At 55.7% G+C, this 18,952-nt stretch carries 15 protein-coding genes; 3 read left to right on the forward strand and 12 right to left on the reverse strand.

Annotation, left to right across the window (positions count from 1 at the left end; genetic code table 11):
* Positions 1-182: 182 nt before the first annotated feature.
* Positions 183-749 carry a molybdenum cofactor cytidylyltransferase gene (mocA, locus tag DA718_RS04845; protein ID WP_112217315.1) on the reverse strand — a complete coding sequence of 189 codons (567 nt, stop codon included), beginning with the start codon at positions 747-749 and terminating at the stop codon, positions 183-185.
* A gap of 26 nt (positions 750-775) precedes the next feature.
* Between mocA and yqeC the strand changes: the two genes are divergently transcribed.
* Together yqeC and yqeB are read left to right on the forward strand one after the other, a co-directional pair.
* Entirely contained in the window at positions 776-1,555 is a 780-nt protein-coding gene (gene yqeC, locus DA718_RS04850; protein WP_112217316.1) for a selenium cofactor biosynthesis protein YqeC, read from the forward strand.
* 48 nt (positions 1,556-1,603) lie between these two features.
* Complete coding sequence (gene yqeB, locus DA718_RS04855) at positions 1,604-3,229, forward strand: selenium-dependent molybdenum cofactor biosynthesis protein YqeB (protein ID WP_112217317.1); 1,626 nt, start codon at positions 1,604-1,606, stop codon at positions 3,227-3,229.
* A 210-nt stretch (positions 3,230-3,439) separates the two neighbouring features.
* On the opposite strand, the gene arcC is transcribed toward yqeB, so the two are convergent.
* The 5 genes from arcC to ygeW all read right to left on the reverse strand — a co-directional run bounded on the left by arcC (position 3,440) and on the right by ygeW (position 9,658).
* Entirely contained in the window at positions 3,440-4,372 is a 933-nt protein-coding gene (gene arcC / locus DA718_RS04860; protein ID WP_112217318.1) for a carbamate kinase, read from the reverse strand.
* Positions 4,373-4,382: 10 nt separating this feature from the next.
* A complete protein-coding gene (gene hydA, locus DA718_RS04865) occupies positions 4,383-5,774 on the reverse strand; it encodes a dihydropyrimidinase (protein WP_112217319.1) in 1,392 nt (463 codons plus the stop codon).
* Positions 5,775-5,822: 48 nt separating this feature from the next.
* Positions 5,823-7,034: a YgeY family selenium metabolism-linked hydrolase gene (locus DA718_RS04870; protein WP_112217320.1), complete on the reverse strand. Its 1,212-nt coding sequence runs from the start codon at positions 7,032-7,034 to the stop codon at positions 5,823-5,825.
* Between the two features lie 183 nt (positions 7,035-7,217).
* Positions 7,218-8,414 carry a diaminopropionate ammonia-lyase gene (dpaL, locus tag DA718_RS04875; protein ID WP_112217321.1) on the reverse strand — a complete coding sequence of 399 codons (1,197 nt, stop codon included), beginning with the start codon at positions 8,412-8,414 and terminating at the stop codon, positions 7,218-7,220.
* A 56-nt stretch (positions 8,415-8,470) separates the two neighbouring features.
* Positions 8,471-9,658, reverse strand: a complete 1,188-nt coding sequence (gene ygeW / locus DA718_RS04880) for a knotted carbamoyltransferase YgeW (protein ID WP_130624347.1) — start codon at positions 9,656-9,658, stop codon at positions 8,471-8,473.
* A gap of 465 nt (positions 9,659-10,123) precedes the next feature.
* Here ygeW and DA718_RS04885 point away from each other — a divergent pair, with 465 nt between their 5' ends.
* Complete coding sequence (locus DA718_RS04885) at positions 10,124-11,902, forward strand: sigma-54 interaction domain-containing protein (protein ID WP_112217322.1); 1,779 nt, start codon at positions 10,124-10,126, stop codon at positions 11,900-11,902.
* A 259-nt stretch (positions 11,903-12,161) separates the two neighbouring features.
* Here DA718_RS04885 and xdhC read toward each other — a convergent pair whose 3' ends face one another.
* The 6 genes from xdhC to DA718_RS04915 form a co-directional block, all read right to left on the reverse strand.
* Entirely contained in the window at positions 12,162-12,641 is a 480-nt protein-coding gene (gene xdhC, locus DA718_RS04890; RefSeq protein WP_112217136.1) for a xanthine dehydrogenase iron sulfur-binding subunit XdhC, read from the reverse strand.
* The gene (gene xdhB, locus DA718_RS04895) at positions 12,638-13,516 is read right to left on the reverse strand and encodes a xanthine dehydrogenase FAD-binding subunit XdhB (RefSeq protein ID WP_112217137.1); all 879 of its coding nucleotides are present in this window, start codon (positions 13,514-13,516) and stop codon (positions 12,638-12,640) included. Before xdhB ends, xdhC begins: the two co-directional genes overlap by 4 nt.
* Positions 13,517-13,520: 4 nt before the next feature.
* Positions 13,521-15,824 (reverse strand): xanthine dehydrogenase molybdenum-binding subunit XdhA, encoded by a 2,304-nt coding sequence (gene xdhA, locus DA718_RS04900; protein WP_112217138.1) that lies wholly within the window; start codon positions 15,822-15,824, stop codon positions 13,521-13,523.
* A 214-nt stretch (positions 15,825-16,038) separates the two neighbouring features.
* Positions 16,039-16,755 carry a DUF554 domain-containing protein gene (locus DA718_RS04905; RefSeq protein WP_112217139.1) on the reverse strand — a complete coding sequence of 239 codons (717 nt, stop codon included), beginning with the start codon at positions 16,753-16,755 and terminating at the stop codon, positions 16,039-16,041.
* A gap of 14 nt (positions 16,756-16,769) precedes the next feature.
* Positions 16,770-17,348, reverse strand: coding sequence for a UbiX family flavin prenyltransferase (locus DA718_RS04910; protein WP_112217140.1), 579 nt, complete (start codon positions 17,346-17,348; stop codon positions 16,770-16,772).
* An 11-nt stretch (positions 17,349-17,359) separates the two neighbouring features.
* Complete coding sequence (locus tag DA718_RS04915; RefSeq protein WP_112217141.1) at positions 17,360-18,853, reverse strand: UbiD family decarboxylase; 1,494 nt, start codon at positions 18,851-18,853, stop codon at positions 17,360-17,362.
* Positions 18,854-18,952: the final 99 nt, after the last annotated feature.

Here is an 18,952-nt window from a genome sequence, read left to right on the forward strand (position 1 = left end):
TGTGAAAGAACTCACATTGCGCAAATGAGAATTAAAATCAGTCCTGGTCGTTGATGAAGTCAGCGTTTCTCGAAAGTATCTTATTTTCTCAAAAAGGGTGGGTTTGTATCATTATGATAAGTGCGAAAGACGCCTGGTTTGATTATTTGAACGCAATCGTTTAACTTGGCAGGTAAGAAATTTTATTGACAATGATGTAGGTTAATAAAATCCTCTGGTGTATCGATATCTAAAGTGATTTCGCGATTGTTTATTTTTACTCTATTATGCTCGCCCGCCAGCAATGCCTGACGCATATTTTTATGTGGCCGGGAGATAGCTTGCCGCAGGCACTCTCGGGTGAGCAAAATAGGGTGTCCAGGGACGCCGTGATAGTAAGGTATGAGTGCACTGGTGTTACGTAACGACCACATTTTATTGAATATTCCAACGGTAAGGCAGGGCATGTCACCGTGGGTGATGAAGCAGTATTCGCTCTCAACGGCGGCGGCGGCAGCCTTCACGGAAGAGTATAAACCGTCAGCATAATCTGAGTTGTGGATAATAATAATATTACGCATATTGGCATAACGTTGATGCAGTTCATTGCCACGATATCCCGTGACTAAAATAACCCGACTGCAAAATTGCAGGGCGTTTTTGATACTTGCATCAAGAATTGTCCCTCCTTGCCAGGGTAACATCATTTTCCATTCTCCCATCCGTGATGAAAGCCCCGCGGCGGTAATAATACAGTCGATAGCTGGCATTGCGCGTCCATTATTTAAGGTGATTGATGGTTACCAAGGAAAATATAACGGATAACGCCGAATTGTTCTTTGACTTAGGTGCGCAGAACCGTCCCTCGGTTATTTCAGTGGTGGGGGCCGGAGGCAAAACCAGCACCATTTTCTCGCTGGCTCAGTTATTCCATGCCAGCGGCCGGCGCGTCGTGGTGACGACGACGACTCATATGTTCCTGCCTGATTCCGCTTATCCGGTGATCTTTTGTCGGGAGCCTGCCGCTCTGCCTTCTCACTATCTCAAATTACCCATTTTAACCTGTTTTCACTCATGGAAAGCGCAGGAGGGCAAAGCACGAGGTTTTTCGGCGAGCGCCATTGATGCGCTGGCTGCGCGAGAGGAATGCGACGTTATTTTAGTGGAAGCTGACGGCGCTCACGGATTGCCGCTGAAAGCGCCGGATGAGCATGAACCTTGCATACCTGAAAGCAGCTGCTCCGTGATTGCCGTAACGGGCGGGCATATGTTGGGGGAGAAAACGGGAGCGGAAAATGTCCATCGCTGGCCGTTGTTTGCTGATATTACCGGCCTGACAGCGGATGAACCGCTGACGTTCGGGCACCTTCTCCGGCTCATTCGCCATCCGCAGGGCGCGTTTAAAAACGTACCGCTGGGCAGCCGACGGATCTGGTTCCTCAACCAGTTTTCTCAATCTGAGAATCGCCTGGTTGAAGACGAACTGAACCCGCTCTTGCGCAATGGAGATATGGATGCCATCTGGCTGGGCGCGATACTGGAACGCCCGCTGATTTTGCGCAGATTTGTGAGATAGCGACGCCGGGAGACCGGATCTACCGAACGGATATCCACTGAGGTTTTTATGAATATTTTCACAGAAGCGGCAAGACTCGAAGAACAAAACAGCCCATTTGCGCTGGCGCAAATTGTGGATAGTCGTGGCTCAACGCCGCGACATTCAGCAGAAATGCTTGTCCATCAGGATGGAACCATCGTCGGCACCATTGGCGGCGGTATGGTGGAGCGTAAGGTGATCGACGAGGCGCTACAGGCATTAGAGGAGCGAAAGCCGCGCTTGTTTCATGGGCGAATGGCGCGTAACGGCACCGATGCCGTGGGTTCAGATTGCGGCGGCGCGATGACGGTATTTATTAGCGTCCACGGGCTGCGGCCCCGGCTGGTATTGATTGGCGCGGGGCATGTGAATCGGGCTATTGCCCAGAGCGCGGCGTTATTGGGGTTTGATATCGCCGTGGCGGATATCCATCGCGAAAGCTTAAATCCGGCCTCTTTTCCTCCTTCGGTGCAGCTACTCTGTGCCGACTCGTTTGCCGCGGCGGTGGATGCGCTGGAGATCCGCCCCGATAACTTTGTGCTGATCGCCACCAATAATCAGGATCGCGAGGCGCTGGATAAGCTGGTGGAGCGTCCGGTGGCATGGCTGGGGTTGCTGGCGAGCCGCCGCAAGGTTCAGCTTTTTATGCGCCAGCTGCGGGAGAAGGGGGTTGATGAAGAGCATCTCGCGCGCCTGCATGCGCCGGTGGGTTATAACATTGGTGCCGAAACGCCGCAGGAGATTGCAGTGAGCGTGCTGGCTGAAATCTTACAGGTTAAAAACAATGCTCCCGGCGGCTTAATGATGCGAGCAGCGCACCCGTCCGGACACCAGCGCGTGGTGGTTCGCGGCGCGGGGGATATCGCCAGCGGTGTGGCGCTGCGTCTGTTTCATGCCGGATTCAAAGTGTTCATGCTGGAGGTTGAGAAACCGACGGTTATCCGCCGCAGCGTGGCTTTTGCCCAGGCAGCGTTTGACGGCGAAATGGTGGTCGAAGGCGTAACCGCCCGGTTGGCGAGCACGACGGCAGAGGCGATTGCGCTGGCTGAACGCGGTATTATCCCGATACTGGTCGACCCTTTCTGTTCATCGCTTGAGGCGCTGAAGCCCGTTTGCGTGGTCGATGCGATTCTGGCGAAACAGAATCTGGGCACTCATATTGAAATGGCGCCGGTGACTATTGCGCTGGGGCCAGGGTTCCGCGCGGGTGAGGATTGCCGTGCGGTGATTGAGACCAATCGCGGTCACTGGCTGGGGCAGGTGATTTACTCGGGCTGCGCGCAGGAAAATACCGGCGTTCCCGGCAATATTATGGGTCACACCGCGCGTCGGGTGATCCGCGCGCCCGCCGCAGGCATCATGCGTGCCAACGTGAAGCTAGGCGATCTGGTAGAAGAGGGTGATGTCGTGGCCTGGATTGGTGAAAGCGAAATTAAAGCGCCGTTATCGGGCATGGTGCGCGGCTTGTTAAGCGATGGTCTGGCTGTGGTCGGCGGCTTTAAGATTGGCGATATCGACCCGCGCGGCGAGACCGCTGATTTTACCAGCGTTTCTGATAAGGCGAGGGCGATTGGCGGCGGTGTGCTGGAAGCGCTGATGATGCTGATGCATCAGGGCGTGAAATCGACTAACGAGGTGCTGGAAGTCGCATAGAGTGGGCTACTCACCCTCAGACGACTGTGAACCTGTAGTCGGGAAGCAGTTGCGTCAAACCATCAGGCCTGGTACCTCTCCCGGAGGCGGCGCCAGATGCACCTTGTCCGGGCTACCAAACTGCACGTACTTGTAGCCCGGACAGATGCGTAGCATCGCCTCCGGGGAAAATACCAGCCTTCCCGACTAAGCAGCCAACGCCTTATCCGGCTACTGGCAAATCACGGTGCCGGTTTTACCTTCGATTCCTTCTTTCGCTTTGCTCAACACGGTAATCAGAGATTCGCGTCCTGGGCGGGAACGGGCGAACGAGGCGGCGGCTTCGACTTTCGGCAACATGGAACCTTTGGCGAAATGCCCTTCGTTGATAAAGCGCTCCGCATCGCTTAATGACAAGCGATCCAGCCACTGTTCGTTAGGTTTACCGAAGTTGATCGCCACTTTTTCCACCGCCGTCAGGATGATCAGCATATCCGCATCGATCATTTCGGCGAGCCGGGCGCTGGCCCAGTCCTTATCGATAACCGCGCTGGCGCCGCGCAGATGGTTACCTTCTCGGATCACCGGAATGCCGCCGCCGCCAACGGTGATCACTACCTGCCCGGCATCGAGCAGAGTTTTGACCGTCTCTTTCTCAATGATGTCTACCGGTTTAGGTGACGCGACGACGCGACGATAGCCGCGACCGGCATCTTCTTTCAGCGTATAGCCCTGTTTCTCCAGCTGTTCAGCCTCCTGCTGAGTGAAGAATGAACCGATAGGTTTGGTCGGATTAAGGAACGCGGGATCGTGGGCATCAACTTCCACCTGAGTCACCAGCGTCACTACCGGCTTATGCATCCCGCGTGACAGCAGCTCTTCGCGCAGCGCGTTTTGCAGATCGTAACCGATGTAGCCCTGGCTTAACGCCACGCATACCGACATCGGCAGCATCGGCGTGTGGGCTTCGGTTTTCGCCGCCGCCTCAAAGGCCAGGTTGATCATTCCGACCTGAGGCCCGTTACCGTGGGTGACCACTACCTGATGGCCCTGAGCGATTAAATCGACGATCGCCTGAGAGGTCATTTTGACGGCCTGCATCTGCCCGGCCAGATCCTCTCCCAGCGCATTCCCGCCGAGGGCGAGAACAATTTTCTTACTCATTTTTCCTCACTTATTCAGTATGCCAGGGATGGCTAAACGGTTTGCGTCTCAGGAAGCGGCCCCGGCCCGCTCTGGCGTTAAATTCCCCTTTGCAAAAGAGGGTTTCACCACGCGAAAGGGTTCTGACGATCGCCCCGGTACAGCGAAAGCCCTCCCACGGGGAGTAGTCGGCGTTGTCATGCAGTTCGGCGTGACGAATTTCCGTCGTTTGATTCGGGTCGATAATCACCACATCGCCATCGGAACCCGGGGCCAGCCGCCCTTTCTGCGGCCACAGGCCGAACAGCCTGGACGGCATGGCGCTGGTCATATCGACAAAGCGCTCTGGTGTAATACGCCCGCTCATCACGGCGCTGGAAAAGAGCAGCAGCAGGCGGTTTTCCACGCCAGGCAGACCGTTCGGGCAGCGGTTGAAATCGCCGCCAGAGAGCTGTTGGCGCTGGGCTATCGAAAAGTTGCAGTGGTCGGTGGCGACCACGTCGATTGCGCCGTCGCTGATTCCGCACCAGAGTTTGTCCTGCTCGCGGACGTTGCGCAGAGGCGGGCTGAGAATAAAATTCAGCCCGTCAGGTGCGTCATAACGGCGCTCATCCAGCAATAGATATTGCGGGCAGGTCTCTACCCACACCGGCTGGTGGTTAGCTCTTGCCAGGCGTAAATAATCCAGCCCCAGACCGTTGGAGAGATGGACGATATACAGCGGCGCATTCCCGGCGAGCTGCGCCAGATTGATCATCCGGGCAATGGCTTCGGCCTCGCACTCCAGCGGGCGGCTCAGGGCGTGATAGCGCGGCGCGGTCAGCCCGGCGGCAAGAAACTCGGCGCGCTTGCAGGCAATGGCGGCATCATTCTCCGGATGGACCGTCGTCAGCGCGCCTGAGATGTGCAGGCGGCGCAGCGCTTGCAGCACATCATCGTCGTTGAGCTTGTACTGATAGGTCAGGTAGAGCTTAAAGCTGCTGATCCCCTCTTCAACCATCATCGGAATTTCATCAAGAATGGCATGATTGATATGCTGGATGACCCCGTGGAAGCTGTAATCGACCACCGCCTTATGCGCGGCGTAACCGTGGTAAACCTCCAGTTGATGACGTAACCGGCAGCCTGTCGGGCCAAATCCCATATGGTCGATAATGGTTGTTGTACCGCCACACGCCGCCGCACGGGTGCCGGTAAAAAAATCATCACAGCTACGGGCAATGCCGACGTCAATGTTGAAATGGGTGTGCACGTCCACGCCGCCGGGCATGACGTAGCAGCCGGCCGCATCGACGATCTCGCAAGGTAGCTGTGGCGTAATATTGTCGCCGAGCTGGCGAACAATACCGTTTTCTATCAGCAAATCCTGTTTTGCCTGTCCGTCAGCGTTAACGACGATTCCGTTTTTAATCAGTACGCGCATAGCAGACTCCAGAAATCCCCCGGTAAGCCGGGGGATGCAGAGGGATGATTATTTTGTTGCCAGCCAGCTTAGCGGGATAGCGGCGTACATGGCGGCGCAGGTGACCAGATGCGATTTCCAGGTTTTCTCGTTTGGTGCATGGGCTTCCGGTTCTTTGCCCGGACCAAAGCCGATCACCGGAATGCCGTGACGTCCCATAATCGAGACGCCGTTGGTGGAGAAGGTCCACTTATCGACCACCGGCGCTTTGCCGAACAGTCCTTCATAAGCATTGACCAGCGCTTTGACGGTGAAGTGATCCTCTTCGACTTTCCAGGTCGGGAAGTAGCATTCGGTCGGATAAACTAATCCGGTCCATGATGGACGGTCATAGTTGTACATAGACACCACCGCATTGGCTTTTTGCACGGCGGGCAGGGCGCGGATTTCGTCCAGCGCACCTTCCCAGGTTTCGCCCCAGGTCAGACGGCGGTCGATAGATACAGCGCAGCTATCCGCCACGGCGCAGCGGCTCGGCGAGGTGAAGAAGATCTCGGAAACCGTCAACGTGCCTTTGCCGAGGAATTCGTCGTAAGCCAGATGCTGCGACAAATCCTGCAATTCATTGAGAATCGGCCCCATCTTGAAGATCGCGTTATCGCCGCGCTCTGGTGCAGAGCCGTGACAGCTGACTCCCTGTACATCAACACGGATTTCCATACGCCCGCGCTGTCCGCGATACACCTGACAGTCGGTCGGTTCGGTGCTAACGACAAATTCCGGGCGAATGCCGGACTGTTCGATGATGTACTGCCAGCACAGACCGTCACAGTCCTCTTCCTGTACTGTACCGGTCACCAGTAGCGTGTACTCATCTTCCAGACCGAGGTCTTTGATGATCTTCCCGGCATACACCATCGATGCCATGCCGCCTTCCTGATCTGAAGTGCCGCGTCCGCCGATCAGCTCTTCGGTTTCCATGCCTTCATACGGGTCAAATTCCCAGTTCTTAATATTGCCGATCCCTACGGTATCGATATGGGCGTCCATCGCCACCAGCCGCGGGCCATGACCGATATAACCGAGAATGTTGCCCATTGGATCGATCTCGACTTTATCGAAGCCGACTTTTTCCATCTCCTGTTTGATACGGTGAACCACGCGTTTTTCATCGCAGCTCTCGCTGGGGATAGCGACCATATCGCGCAGGAAGCGCGTCATGTCGGCCTGGTAGTCGTGTGCTTTTTCCAGAATCAGTTTAAAGGGAATGTGCTTAGCCATTATTGTTCTCCAGTTTTATACCCGTCGTCTTTCAGGCTGCTTCTTTGTTGGCTACGTTCGTTCACCCCAGTCACTTACTTGAGTAAGCTCCTGAGGATTCTCTCGCTTGCCGCCTCGAAGCAACTTGAAATCCATTGGGTATAGCTCCCGTATCTCTTGGGGAGCTATTTTCTAATAAGGGGATTACGGGGTGACCGGATGTTTGCCTTCCCAGACCACTTCGCGATAGTGCTTCACGTCGGTGTCGCCTTCGGTGCTGATAACCAGCACGATGGCGTCTTTATCCAGCGCCAGTTTTGCCATCAGGGCCTGACGCTGCGGGTGATGGTGTACTGCCGCCAGAACGCCCAGACCTACGGCACCGGACTCGCCGGAGATCACCCGCGGATCGTCACCGTATGGGTTACCCAGCACGCGCATGCCCAGCGCGGCGACGCTGTCCTGACAGGAGATAAACTGCGTGGCGCAGTTGCGCAGAATTTCCCAGCCGAGCGGGTTAGGTTCGCCACAGGCCAGACCGGCCATGATGGTTGCCATATCGCCGCCGACATTGACGATGTCGCCCTTAACGCCTGAGCGGTAAATGCAGTCGGCCTTATCCGGCTCGACGATAATGCTGCGCAGGTTTTGCGGGCCATAAACATCCACCAGGTAGCCCAGCACGCCGCCCGCCATCGCGCCGACCCCCGCCTGCAACAGTACGTGAGTTGGCGTAACGCCCATTTCGCGCATCTGCTCTACGGCTTCATCGGCAAGCGTTGCGTAGCCCTGCATAATCCAGGTCGGAATTTTGGTGTAACCTTCCCAGGCGGTATCCTGCACCACCTCCCAGCCGTTTTGCTGCGCGTGTTGCATGGTCAGACGAACGGTGTCGTCATAGTTCATATCGGTAACGATGCACTCCGCCCCAAGGTTAAGAATGGCGTCGACGCGCTCCTGAGCGGAGCCTTTCGGCATATAAATCACCGCATGTTGCCCAAGCTGCTGCGCGGCCCAGGCGATGCCGCGACCGTGGTTGCCATCGGTGGTGGTCGCAAAGGTCATCTTTTCGCCGATGGCGTTTTTGAGCTGCGCGAACGAGAGCGTCTCGATATCAAGTTGATATTTCTCGCACAGCAGGCGGGCGATGGCATAGGCACCGCCGAGCATTTTGAAGGCGTTAAGCCCAAAGCGTTTTGATTCATCCTTGACGAGAATTTTCTTCACGCCAAACAGGCTGGCAAGACTGTCCAGCGCACAGAGCGGCGTTGGGCGATAGCCCGCGATTTTTTGATGGAACTGGCGCGCCACTTTGGCCTGTTTTTGCGAAAAAAGGGGCGACGTTTCACCGTTATAAAAATGGTTGTCGGCAATATCGATCTTCAGTGTGAAAACGGACATATCCTATCCTTATTGGCCTCCGGAACGGAAAGCCGACCGGCGGGTCGGCTCGGGGGTTATTTCATGCGCTGTTGCGCTTCTTTCAACAATTGTTCCAGCAGGACGCCGGGCTTCGGATATTTGCGGGCGAGGATCATCGCGGCGATGATGTAAGGCTTCCAACTGGCCTCTTTATAAGTGGCGATGCGGTATTTTTCGAACACACCTTCGGTGACTTCTCCTTCTTTACAGGAGACGCCGCTGATATCCGCCGGCAGGCAGTGCATATACAGCGCTTCGCCGTCGCGGGTTAGCTCCATCATCTCTTCGGTGCAGTGCCAGTCTTTATGCTTCGCGTTCTGCTCCAGACACTGTCTTTCCAGCTCTTTCAGCGCCGCGTGGTCGTTAGCGCGCAGTAATTCGGTACGTTCTTCCATCACTTTGTAAGGGGCCCATGACTTCGGATAGACGATGTCGGCGTCCTTAAAAGCCTCTTCCATGCTGGTGACCTGGCGGAAGCTGCCGCCGGAGGCGTTGGCGTTGCTTTTCGCCACTTCGATAACATCGGGAATCAGGTCATAGCCTTCCGGATGCGCCAGCGTGACGTCCATACCGAAGCGGGTCATCAGGCCGATAATCCCCTGCGGCACGGAGAGTGGTTTACCGTAGCTGGGGGAATACGCCCAGGTCATGGCGATTTTTTTGCCTTTGAGGTTTTCCAGCGAGCCAAAATGTTCACGCAGCCAGGCCAGATCCGCCATCGCCTGCGTCGGGTGGTCGATATCACATTGCAGGTTAACTAACGCCGGACGCTGCGGCAGCACGCCCTGTTTGTAACCGTCGTCAAGCGCGGCACCGACTTCACGCATATAGGCGTTGCCCGCGCCGAGATACATGTCGTCGCGAATACCGATCGCATCGGCGCAAAAGGAGATCATGTTGGCCGTTTCGCGGACGGTTTCGCCGTGGGCGATTTGCGATTTGCCTTCATCGAGATCCTGCTGGGCGAGGCCGAGCAGGTTGAGGGCCGAGGCATAAGAGAAGCGGGTACGGGTGGAGTTATCGCGGAAAACAGAAATCCCTAATCCGCTGTTGAAGACTTTGGTTGCGATATTCTCAGCGCGTAGCATCTTCAGCGCGGCGGCGACGTCGAGGACTTGTTTCAGTTCATCCGGCGTCTGCTCCCATGTTAATAAAAAATCCTTCTCATGAAGGTGCGAGGTCAGCGAATTGATATCCTTTATCAGCTCATTAACAGTTTTCATTATAAGGTCCCGGTAGTGGAATGACGGCAAAGTGGCTTAATGGCTGTGACTGCGCGATATCACAGCGATACCATCAACTAACAATAAGTGTGCCAGGATTAATTCTGGGCGGCGTAAGTCCTATTTTAGGACGGTTATTTGTGGTTGCGATCACAAATTAACAATCTTATTGGCGGGAATTAATCGACGTAAACGTTTGGCTTTTTAAATATCATTTTTCATCGCCATAAAGAGAATGGGAATAATATTAAGGGACGGGGGATAAAACGTCATATTGATAAATAAGCTGGGGTAATTCTCATATTGATATAGAAATGTGACACCTCTTGCATAATTATCATGACAAAATGATAAACAACCCGCTTTTTATCAAAGCTGTTTTTTTCTGAGTTAGTATCATAGTCCTCTTGCAGTCATCGATATCCTCAACGATCTACCGCTTAAGTGATGCCGGAAGGTAAGTCTATGGTCCTCGCAACAACGCAATCCGTTTTGATGCAGATTCAACCGACTATTCAGCGCTTTGCCAGAATGCTGGCCAGCGTTTTGCAACTTGAGGTGGAGATTGTCGACGAACACCTGTGCCGCGTGGCGGGTACCGGCGCCTACGGCAAGTTTCTTGGTCGTCCGCTCAGCAGCAATTCAAGGCTATTGCGCTTTGTTCTGGAAACCCAGCAGGAAAAGGTGGTCACCCATTCTCGCCACGATCCGCTCTGTGAAGGATGTGACAGTAAAGACAACTGCCGTGAGAAAGCCTTTTTGGGAACGCCGGTTATTTTACAAGACCGCTGCGTGGGGGTGATAAGTTTGATTGCCGTTACCCATGAGCAGCAGGAGCATATTAACGATAATCTGCGCGAGTTCTCCGATTACGTTCGCCATATATCGACCATTTTTGTTTCGAAACTTCTGCAAGATCAGGGCGGCAATGACAGCATCAGTAAAATATTCGCAACGATGATCGAGAATATGGATCAAGGGGTGCTGGTTATTGATGAAGATAATCGGGTGCAGTTTGCTAATCAAACGGCACTGAAAATACTCGGGGTGATGCAAAACACCATGACAGGTAAATCTGTGCGCTTCAGACCGCTCACCTTTGAAAGTAATTTTACGCACGGACATATGCAGCATATTGTTTCGTGGGATGATAAAAGTGAACTCATTATTGGTCAGCTGCATAATGTTCAGGGGCGGCAATTATTCCTGATGGCCTTTCATCAGTCGCATACCAGTACCGTCGTGGCGTTAGCCGATAATGAACCACATATTGAGCAACTGGTCGGTGAATGCCGGGTGATGCGCCAGCTTAAGCAGCTGATTGGCCGTATTGCCCCGAGCCCTTCCAGCGTGATGATTGTCGGCGAAAGCGGTACCGGGAAAGAGGTGGTCGCCCGGGCAATTCATAAGCTCAGCGATCGCAAAAATAAACCTTTTATCGCCATTAACTGCGCTGCAATTCCGGAGCAACTGCTGGAAAGCGAACTGTTTGGCTATGTGAAAGGCGCATTTACCGGGGCGTCCGCCAACGGTAAAACCGGTCTGATTCAGGCAGCCAATAGCGGGACGCTATTTCTTGATGAGATTGGCGATATGCCGCTGGTGCTCCAGGCAAAGCTGTTGCGGGCTATTGAGGCGCGGGAAATTCTGCCTCTCGGCGCCAGCAGTCCGGTGCAGGTGGATATCCGCATAATCTCCGCCACCAATCAGAACCTCGGGCAGTTTATTGCCGAGGGAAAATTTCGCGAAGATCTTTTCTACAGGCTTAACGTCATCCCGTTAACCCTGCCGCCACTGCGTGAACGTCAGGATGATATCGAGTTGCTGGTGCACTACTTTCTGCATCTGCATACCCGTCGGCTTGGCCTGGTTTACCCCGGCATCGCCCCGGATGTGGTGACGTTGCTGAAGTATCATCGCTGGCCGGGCAATCTGCGGGAATTGAGCAACCTGATGGAGTATCTGGTTAACGTTGTCCCCTCGGGAGAGGTGATTGATAGCACGCTGCTGCCGCCGAATTTGCTCAATAACGGCAAAGCGCCCGAGCGTAATATCGCGCCCGCTGAGCTGCTGCACGCGCTGGCCGACGACGCCGGAGGTACCGCGCTTGAGGAGATGGAGAAACAGATGATCCGCGAAGCGCTGTCCCGGCATCACAATAAAAAACAGGCGGCGGACGAGTTGGGCATCGGTATTGCCACGCTCTATCGCAAGATTAAGAAATATGAATTGCTGAACGTCTGAACGGCACATTTCCCGGAGGCGATGCTGCGCATCTGTCCGGGCTACAAGCCTTCAGTCGTCTGCGTTTCCGTAGCCCGGGCAAGGCGCTTTGCGCCGCCCCCGGGAGAAAGACCACAGAATCTTCCCGGAGGCGATGCTGCGCATCTGTCCGGGCTACAAGCCTTCAGTCGTCTGCGTTTCCGTAGCCCGGGCAAGGCGCTTTGCGCCACTCCCGGGAGGAAGACCGCAGAATCTTCCCGGAGGCGATATCCGACGCGCGTTATTCCTGCTTCTCGCAGGCCTGTACGGCCTGGAGGATCATCTGATAGCCGGTGCAGCGGCACAGGTTCCCCGCCAGCCCCCGGCGAATCTCCAGGACGGTTAGCGGTTGGCTGCGCGGCTTGGCGAGCATGGCTGTGGTCGCCATAATCAATCCCGGCGTGCAGAACCCGCACTGAACGGCACCCGATTCTGCATAGGCTTTTTGCACTGGTGACAGCCGCCCGGCCTGCTGCTCTCCCTCCAGCGTGCGAATCTCCTTGCCAGCGGCCCAGACGGCGAGATACAGACAGCTATCTATCGCCGTTCCATCAATCAAAACGGTGCACGCGCCGCACTCCCCGACACAGCAGCCGTGTTTCACGCTCAATAACCCCTGTTCGCGCAGCAGCTCGGAGAGCGGCATACCCGGTGAGACGCTTAGCTGAAAGCCCATTCCGTTGATTCGACATTCGATGGTGATTCTGTCGCTGTGATTCATCGCCATTCTCCTCCCGCCGCAATAACGGCTTCGCTGACCACTTTTTTTGTCATCGTCTGGATAAGGTGTAGACGAAATGCTTTGCTGGCGCGCCAGGAGGAGCGCGGGGTGACGTCCTGCAATACCGCTTCGCTCAGTGTCTCAAGGGTTTGCCGGGTTAATGGGGCGTTTTGCGCGCTCTGTTCAGCGTGTTGGCAGCGGATGGGCGTGGGGGCGGCGACTCCGAAGGCCAGCCGCAGCTCGCGAATGCGACCCTCTTCCAGACAACAGCGCGCGGCACAGCCGATGGTGGAAATATCCATGGCATCGCGCATGGCATATTTATAGTGTGCGCTGCCGGTAGATGAGGTGGGCTGGGCTGGAAAGTGAAACGCCACCACCAGCTCGTCGTGCTCAAGAGACACCTTGCCGGGACCTGTGTGGAAGCCGTTGATCGGCGTAAAGCGCACGCCCTTAGACGAATGGATCTCCAGCGAGGCCTCGTAAATTAGCGTCGGGGTGGCAGAGTCGGCGCTGGTCGCTCCGTTGCAAATATTGCCGCCGTAGGTGGCGACGTTACGAATTTGCGGTCCGGCGATTGAAGCGGAAGCCGCGCTGAGAGCAGGAAGATGGCGCTGGACTAAGGGATGGTCGATAAGCTCGCTAAAGGTGGTGGCGGAGCCGATGCGAATCCCGCCGTGCTCAGTGAGGGTAATGCCGCGCAGCTCCGCTAAGGCGTTGATGTCCACAATATGGCGATAACGAGCGTTGTGATGGTGAAGCTGAATTAAAACGTCAGTGCCGCCCGCGAGCAGTTTCGCCTGCGGATTGTTTGCCAGCAGCGCGATGGCCCCGACGATATCCGGGGCGCGATGGTAGGTCGCGATATCAAACATAGTCTTATCCTTTAATCAAACCCGCTTCATGAAACGCCTCGAATAGCCGTTTTGGCGTCAGCGGCAGCGTATCGACAGCGACGCCCGTCGCCATTTTGACCGCGTTACGAATGGCGGCGGCAATGGGAATAATCGGCGGCTCGCCGAGCGATTTATGCCCGTAGGCCGATTGCGGCTCCAGCGTTTCAACGAACGCGCTCTCCAGTTCCGGGAGATCGAGCATGGTCGGCATTTTGTAATCCAGCAGGTTGGGGTTACGCACCACGCCGCTGTCGGCATCGATAATCATCTCTTCAAACAGCGACCAGCCGATGCCCATCCCCATTCCGCCATGCACCTGACCTTCCGCCAGCTGTGGATTCAAAATATGACCAGAGTCGTGGACGTTGAGGATCCGATTAATCGTGACTTTGCACAGGGCTAGATCGACGCTCAGGTCAACAAACGTGCAGCCGAAGGCCGGGGGATTGGTGGTGGTTTTCACCGAGCTTTCCGCCGATAGCTGACCGCCGCGTTCTGGGTGATAAAACGCGTCCATGGCGAGGTCTTTCAACGACAGCAGCGGGCGCGTGGGGCGATCGATAAGGACGATATTGCCGCCGATTAGCGTCAGGCTCATGGCCGACTGATGCAGCATGACAGCAGCGTGAGTGAGGATTTTTTCTTTCAATTCCAGCGCCGCTTTGCGCAACGCGGGCGCGGTGGTATAGCTTTGCCGCGAAGCAAACGCGCCGGGATCGAACGGGGTGACATCGGTATCCTGGGTCGAAATCACGTGGACATTGCTCACCGGGATGCCGACGGTTTCCGCCACCATCTGCGCAAACACGGTATCGGCCCCCTGACCAATTTCCGTCGCACCGCTCTGGACGTTGATCGTCCCGTCCTGATTCATCAGCAGGCGGACCCCGGCGATTTCAACGCCGACCGGCCAGGTGTTGGAGGTATAGCTAAAGCAGGCGACGCCGACACCGCGACGGATATCTCCCCACTGATTCTGATATTCAGCGCGGCGTTTATCCCATTCAAACAGCTCGCGGCCTTTTTGCAGGCACTCCGGCAGCCCGGCGCTGTAGATAATTTTGCCGGTGAGCGGGTTGGCGTCCCCTTCGCGGGCGACGTTGAGTAAGCGGACATCTATCGGGTCCAGCCCCAACGCAGTGGCGGCATCATCCATCATCGCCTCCACCGCAAAAACAACCTGCGGCGCGCCGTATCCGCGCATTGCGCCCGCCGAAGGCAGATTGGTATAGCAGGTGGTTGAACGGTATCCGTAGGCGCTGCGTGGATAGAGATACGCCACTTTGTTGCCGCCCGCCGAGGCGATGGAGTGACCGTGCGAAGCGTACGCCCCGGTGTTAGACAGCACGTCGAGACTGTAGCCTTTTAAGATGCCGTCGTGATTGATGCCCATTCGCCCGTCAATAGTAAAAGCATGTCGCGTGCGGGAGGCGAGAAAGCACTCTTCGCGGCTGAGCGAAACCTTCACCGGAATACCGCCGAGCTTGCTGGTCAGGAAGGCCGCCATCGGTTCTTCCAGCACGTCCTGTTTATTACCAAATCCGCCGCCGACATAGGGCTTAATGACCCGCACGCAGGACCACGGAATACCGAGGGCCTGACCGACGACCCGGCGCACGATGTGGGGGATTTGGGTGCTGGTGACGATGGAGATGCGGGAATCCTCTTCCATCCAGGCAAATGAGGTGACGGTCTCCATATGGCAATGTTGGATGACCGGCGTTTGATAGTGTCCCTGAATCTGCAGGTCTGCAGATTCAATCGCCTGCGCAACGTTCCCGGCGGCCATTTCACTCTGTTTGAGCAGGTTGCCGCCGGGATGGATTTCGACAGCACCCTCAGCCAGCGCGGCCTCCGGGGTGGTTATTACCGGTAAAGGCTGCCAGTCGACCTTAACCCGCAGCGCCGCTTTCTCGGCGGTCAGCTCATCTCTGGCCACCACAATCGCCACCGCGTCACCGTGATGACGGACGTGACGGGTCAGCAGATAGCGGTCGGCGGTGTCGCGTTTACCCGCCTCCAGCGTCCAGGCGTGGCCTGCGGTGGCAAACGCAATATCCGGCACGTCTTCCCAGGTAAATACTGCCAGCACGCCGGGTAAATTTTTGGCATCGTCACAATTGATGCTGTTGGCATAGCCATGTGCTATGGGGCTGCGAACATATTTGGCATAACACATGCCTGCCATCACGTAATCATCGGTGTATCTGGCCCGCCCGGTCACCTTGGCAATGGCATCCACGCGCATACATGACTCACCGGTAACGGTCGCTTCTCGCGATTCCATAGTCGTCCCCCTGAAATGAAGATTTGGCTCGCAAGCCAATACCTAAAACAGGCAAGAATTACGCCAGAAGCGGAAATTACGGTGGGTAAGTCAAGGAACTGTGATGATGTTAAAAGTTGTAGCCGTTATGGGGAGAGGAGGGCGAAAAAACGCCGTGCGCCGCGTATCATTATGAGCTTAATCAAATCATTATGATACGCGACGATAGATCTTATCAGGCAACCAGTGCCGCCCATAAATGGGAGAACGGCATCACCAGAACCAGTCCGGGCAACATATTGGCGACCGGGAACAGCTTGATGTTACAGATACGCAATCCGGTCGCCACCATCAGCAGCCCGCCTGCACAGGAGAAATCCGCCATCATCTCAGGTGAGATCATCGGTAGGATAACCACCGCCAGCATCGCCAGCGCCACCTGAATAATGACCTGCGGGATAGCGATGGTCATCACCGCGTAACCCAGCAGCGTGGCAAAGATCCCGGCGGTGAACAGATCGAGAATCGTTTTGATGTACAAGATTGACGGGTCGCCGCTCATCCCTTCCGTCATCGCCCCGAAAATGCCGGTGCCGCTGGCGCAAAACAGCACCAGGATAGCGACAAATTTCTCCGTGAACTCTTCGTGGCTCAGGCCCTGCACCGGGGGAAGTACTTTATTGATAAAACCGCGCGTTGAGCCTGCCGCCTTACCAATGCCCTTTTCCAGATGCAGCAGTTCACCGAGAATTGCGCCGATCACCATCGCCAGCACCACGGCGGGCATATATTTTACTTTCAAAACCAACGTAATGCCAAGACCGACGGAGCACAGGCCGAAGGTCATCGGCAGCGCCGTTTTTACGCGATCGGGAAGCTTACCGCCCGCCGCTGCGCCAATAAGTCCGCCAATAATCACGGCGGCTCCATTTACATATGGGCCGATTAACATTGAATAATTTCCTGTTAATTAAAACTTAGCTCGCCCTCGCCCCAGCGAGGGATGTTGTTGACCTCAAGGTCAAACAGGTCGAGCGCGCGATTAACGCTATGAGTAATGATGTCGTCTGCCGTTTGCGGGCGTTGATAAAGCGCCGGAACCGGTGGGAACACAATCCCGCCCATTTCCGTCACCGCCAGCATATTGCGAATATGGCCGAGGTTGAGCGGCGTTTCGCGGGCCAGCAGCACCAGGCGGCGGCGCTCTTTCAGCACCACGTCCGCTGCCCGGGTGAGCAGGTTGTCGGTCAGACAGTGGGCAATGGCACCTAGAGAGCGCATTGAGCAAGGGGCTACCAGCATCCCCAGCGTTTTGAATGAACCGCTGGAGATGGATGCCCCCAGATTGCTAATGGGATGCACCACGTCAGCCAGCGCCATCACCTCGTCCAACTGATAATCCGTCTCCAGTTCGCAGGTTTTCTCCGCGCCTTTTGAGACCACCAGATGGACTTCAACGGGAAGCGGGCGAAGTAACTCCAGCGCCTTCACGCCGTACTGAAATCCTGATGCTCCGCTGATACCAATGATGATGCGTGCTTTCATGGGGGGCTCCTTTATTCGAAATCCGGCAGGAAGCGCTTCACGTCCACGTCTTTAAATTTGGAACGCTGGAAGTTGTGCTTCAGGTGGAACGGTACCGTACAGTCGAAAATGGTTTTGCAGGACATCCCCTGTTGCAGGATGCTCGGGCTGTACTCCGGCACCTGGGACGGGTCGAGCGGGTGGCAGCGCACGCCGGGGATGGTAATGGTGTCGACATCGCCCTGATAGCGGGTTTGCATGGCCCACAGCACGTCGTCGCTATCGAAAATATCCACGTCTTCATCTACCAGAATCACGTGCTTGAGTTCCGGGAAGGCGGAGAAGGCCAGCAGGGCCGCCTGGCGCTGACGCCCTTCATCGGCTGGGGAGAATTTTTTAAATTGCAGCACTGCCAGCAATTTACCGCCGCCAGCTGAGTGGGCGAAAACGTTCAGCAGTTTGCCCGGCATCGCGCGTTCGACCATATCCAGAATGCTGGCTTCTGTGGGGATACCGGCCATGTTGACGTGTTCTTCGCCTGGACCGACGGTGGTGCGCCAGATGGGGTTGATGCGATGGGTCACGGCTTTCACCTTGATGACCGGGATCGCCTCTTTCGCTTCGCCGGTATAGCCCGGGAATTCCGGCATCGCGCGGCCGGTATTGGTGTTCTGATCTTCACGTACGCGTGCGTTTGGCAGCAGTTCGCCTTCAATGACAATCTCGGCGTGGGCGATGGCTTTTTCATTAATGGTTTTACACTGCACCATTTCAACCGCTTTGCCGCGCAGCGCGCCCGCAATGCTCAGTTCGTTGAAACCCAGCGGCGTGGTCGGCGGCTCGAAGCAGGCGGCAATCTCAATTGCCGGATCGACACCAATGCTGATAGAAATCGGCAGCGGCTGTCCTGCGGCTTCCGCCTTCATGCGGAAAGCATCAATATGGCGACCGGGGGTCAGCCACATGGAGAGTTCGTCGCGGCTCTGTACGCACAGGCGGTGAATAGTGATATCGGACTCGTGCGTTTCCGGGTCCGAGGCGTAGCACAGGCCCATGGTGATATAGGGACCTGCGTCTTCTTCGGTGTTAGTTGGAGCAGGCAACAGTTTGCGCAGATCGAAATCAGCATCGCTTGCCAGATGAACCACTTCCTGACATACCGCAGCACTTTGAGCCATTACCGGTGCGATGGCGTTTTCGACCGAATCTTTTAGCAGATGCCCCAGTTTTGCCGGTTCACACTGGAGAAAATGGCTGACGCGCTGGCGCGAGCCGTTCAGGCCAATCGCCACGCTGATATCATTAAATCCTTTGATTTTATTGAAGACCATGACCGGCCCATTCTTGCGGGTCGGGCGCTGGCAGGTACCACCTGCACCCACGTAGCGATAAACCCCGGAGAGTTCAGCATGCGGGTCGACTTCGGTATCGGTTTCAACATACTCGCCGGGAAGCGTTTTCAGGAGTTCTAGCGCAGAGCGTAAATCATGCACCGTTGAAGTTTTTTTGTTATCAGTATTTGCCATGGGATGTTCCTTCAGAAAAGCAGTTTTGCTACCGGTACAATATTTTTCATCGCCCTTTTAAACAAATACCGTTTAGCGGAGGCTCAGTAGATCAAAAAA

This window comes from Klebsiella huaxiensis (genome assembly GCF_003261575.2).
Lineage (GTDB): Bacteria > Pseudomonadota > Gammaproteobacteria > Enterobacterales > Enterobacteriaceae > Klebsiella > Klebsiella huaxiensis.

Coding starts and splice junctions, on each gene's coding strand:
- mocA (WP_112217315.1), bottom strand. CDS start 749: ATGCCAGCTATCGACTGTATTATTACCGCCGCGGGGCTTTCATCACGG.
- yqeC (WP_112217316.1), top strand. CDS start 776: ATGGTTACCAAGGAAAATATAACGGATAACGCCGAATTGTTCTTTGAC.
- yqeB (WP_112217317.1), top strand. CDS start 1,604: ATGAATATTTTCACAGAAGCGGCAAGACTCGAAGAACAAAACAGCCCA.
- arcC (WP_112217318.1), bottom strand. CDS start 4,372: ATGAGTAAGAAAATTGTTCTCGCCCTCGGCGGGAATGCGCTGGGAGAG.
- hydA (WP_112217319.1), bottom strand. CDS start 5,774: ATGCGCGTACTGATTAAAAACGGAATCGTCGTTAACGCTGACGGACAG.
- DA718_RS04870 (WP_112217320.1), bottom strand. CDS start 7,034: ATGGCTAAGCACATTCCCTTTAAACTGATTCTGGAAAAAGCACACGAC.
- dpaL (WP_112217321.1), bottom strand. CDS start 8,414: ATGTCCGTTTTCACACTGAAGATCGATATTGCCGACAACCATTTTTAT.
- ygeW (WP_130624347.1), bottom strand. CDS start 9,658: ATGAAAACTGTTAATGAGCTGATAAAGGATATCAATTCGCTGACCTCG.
- DA718_RS04885 (WP_112217322.1), top strand. CDS start 10,124: ATGGTCCTCGCAACAACGCAATCCGTTTTGATGCAGATTCAACCGACT.
- xdhC (WP_112217136.1), bottom strand. CDS start 12,641: ATGAATCACAGCGACAGAATCACCATCGAATGTCGAATCAACGGAATG.
- xdhB (WP_112217137.1), bottom strand. CDS start 13,516: ATGTTTGATATCGCGACCTACCATCGCGCCCCGGATATCGTCGGGGCC.
- xdhA (WP_112217138.1), bottom strand. CDS start 15,824: ATGGAATCGCGAGAAGCGACCGTTACCGGTGAGTCATGTATGCGCGTG.
- DA718_RS04905 (WP_112217139.1), bottom strand. CDS start 16,755: ATGTTAATCGGCCCATATGTAAATGGAGCCGCCGTGATTATTGGCGGA.
- DA718_RS04910 (WP_112217140.1), bottom strand. CDS start 17,348: ATGAAAGCACGCATCATCATTGGTATCAGCGGAGCATCAGGATTTCAG.
- DA718_RS04915 (WP_112217141.1), bottom strand. CDS start 18,853: ATGGCAAATACTGATAACAAAAAAACTTCAACGGTGCATGATTTACGC.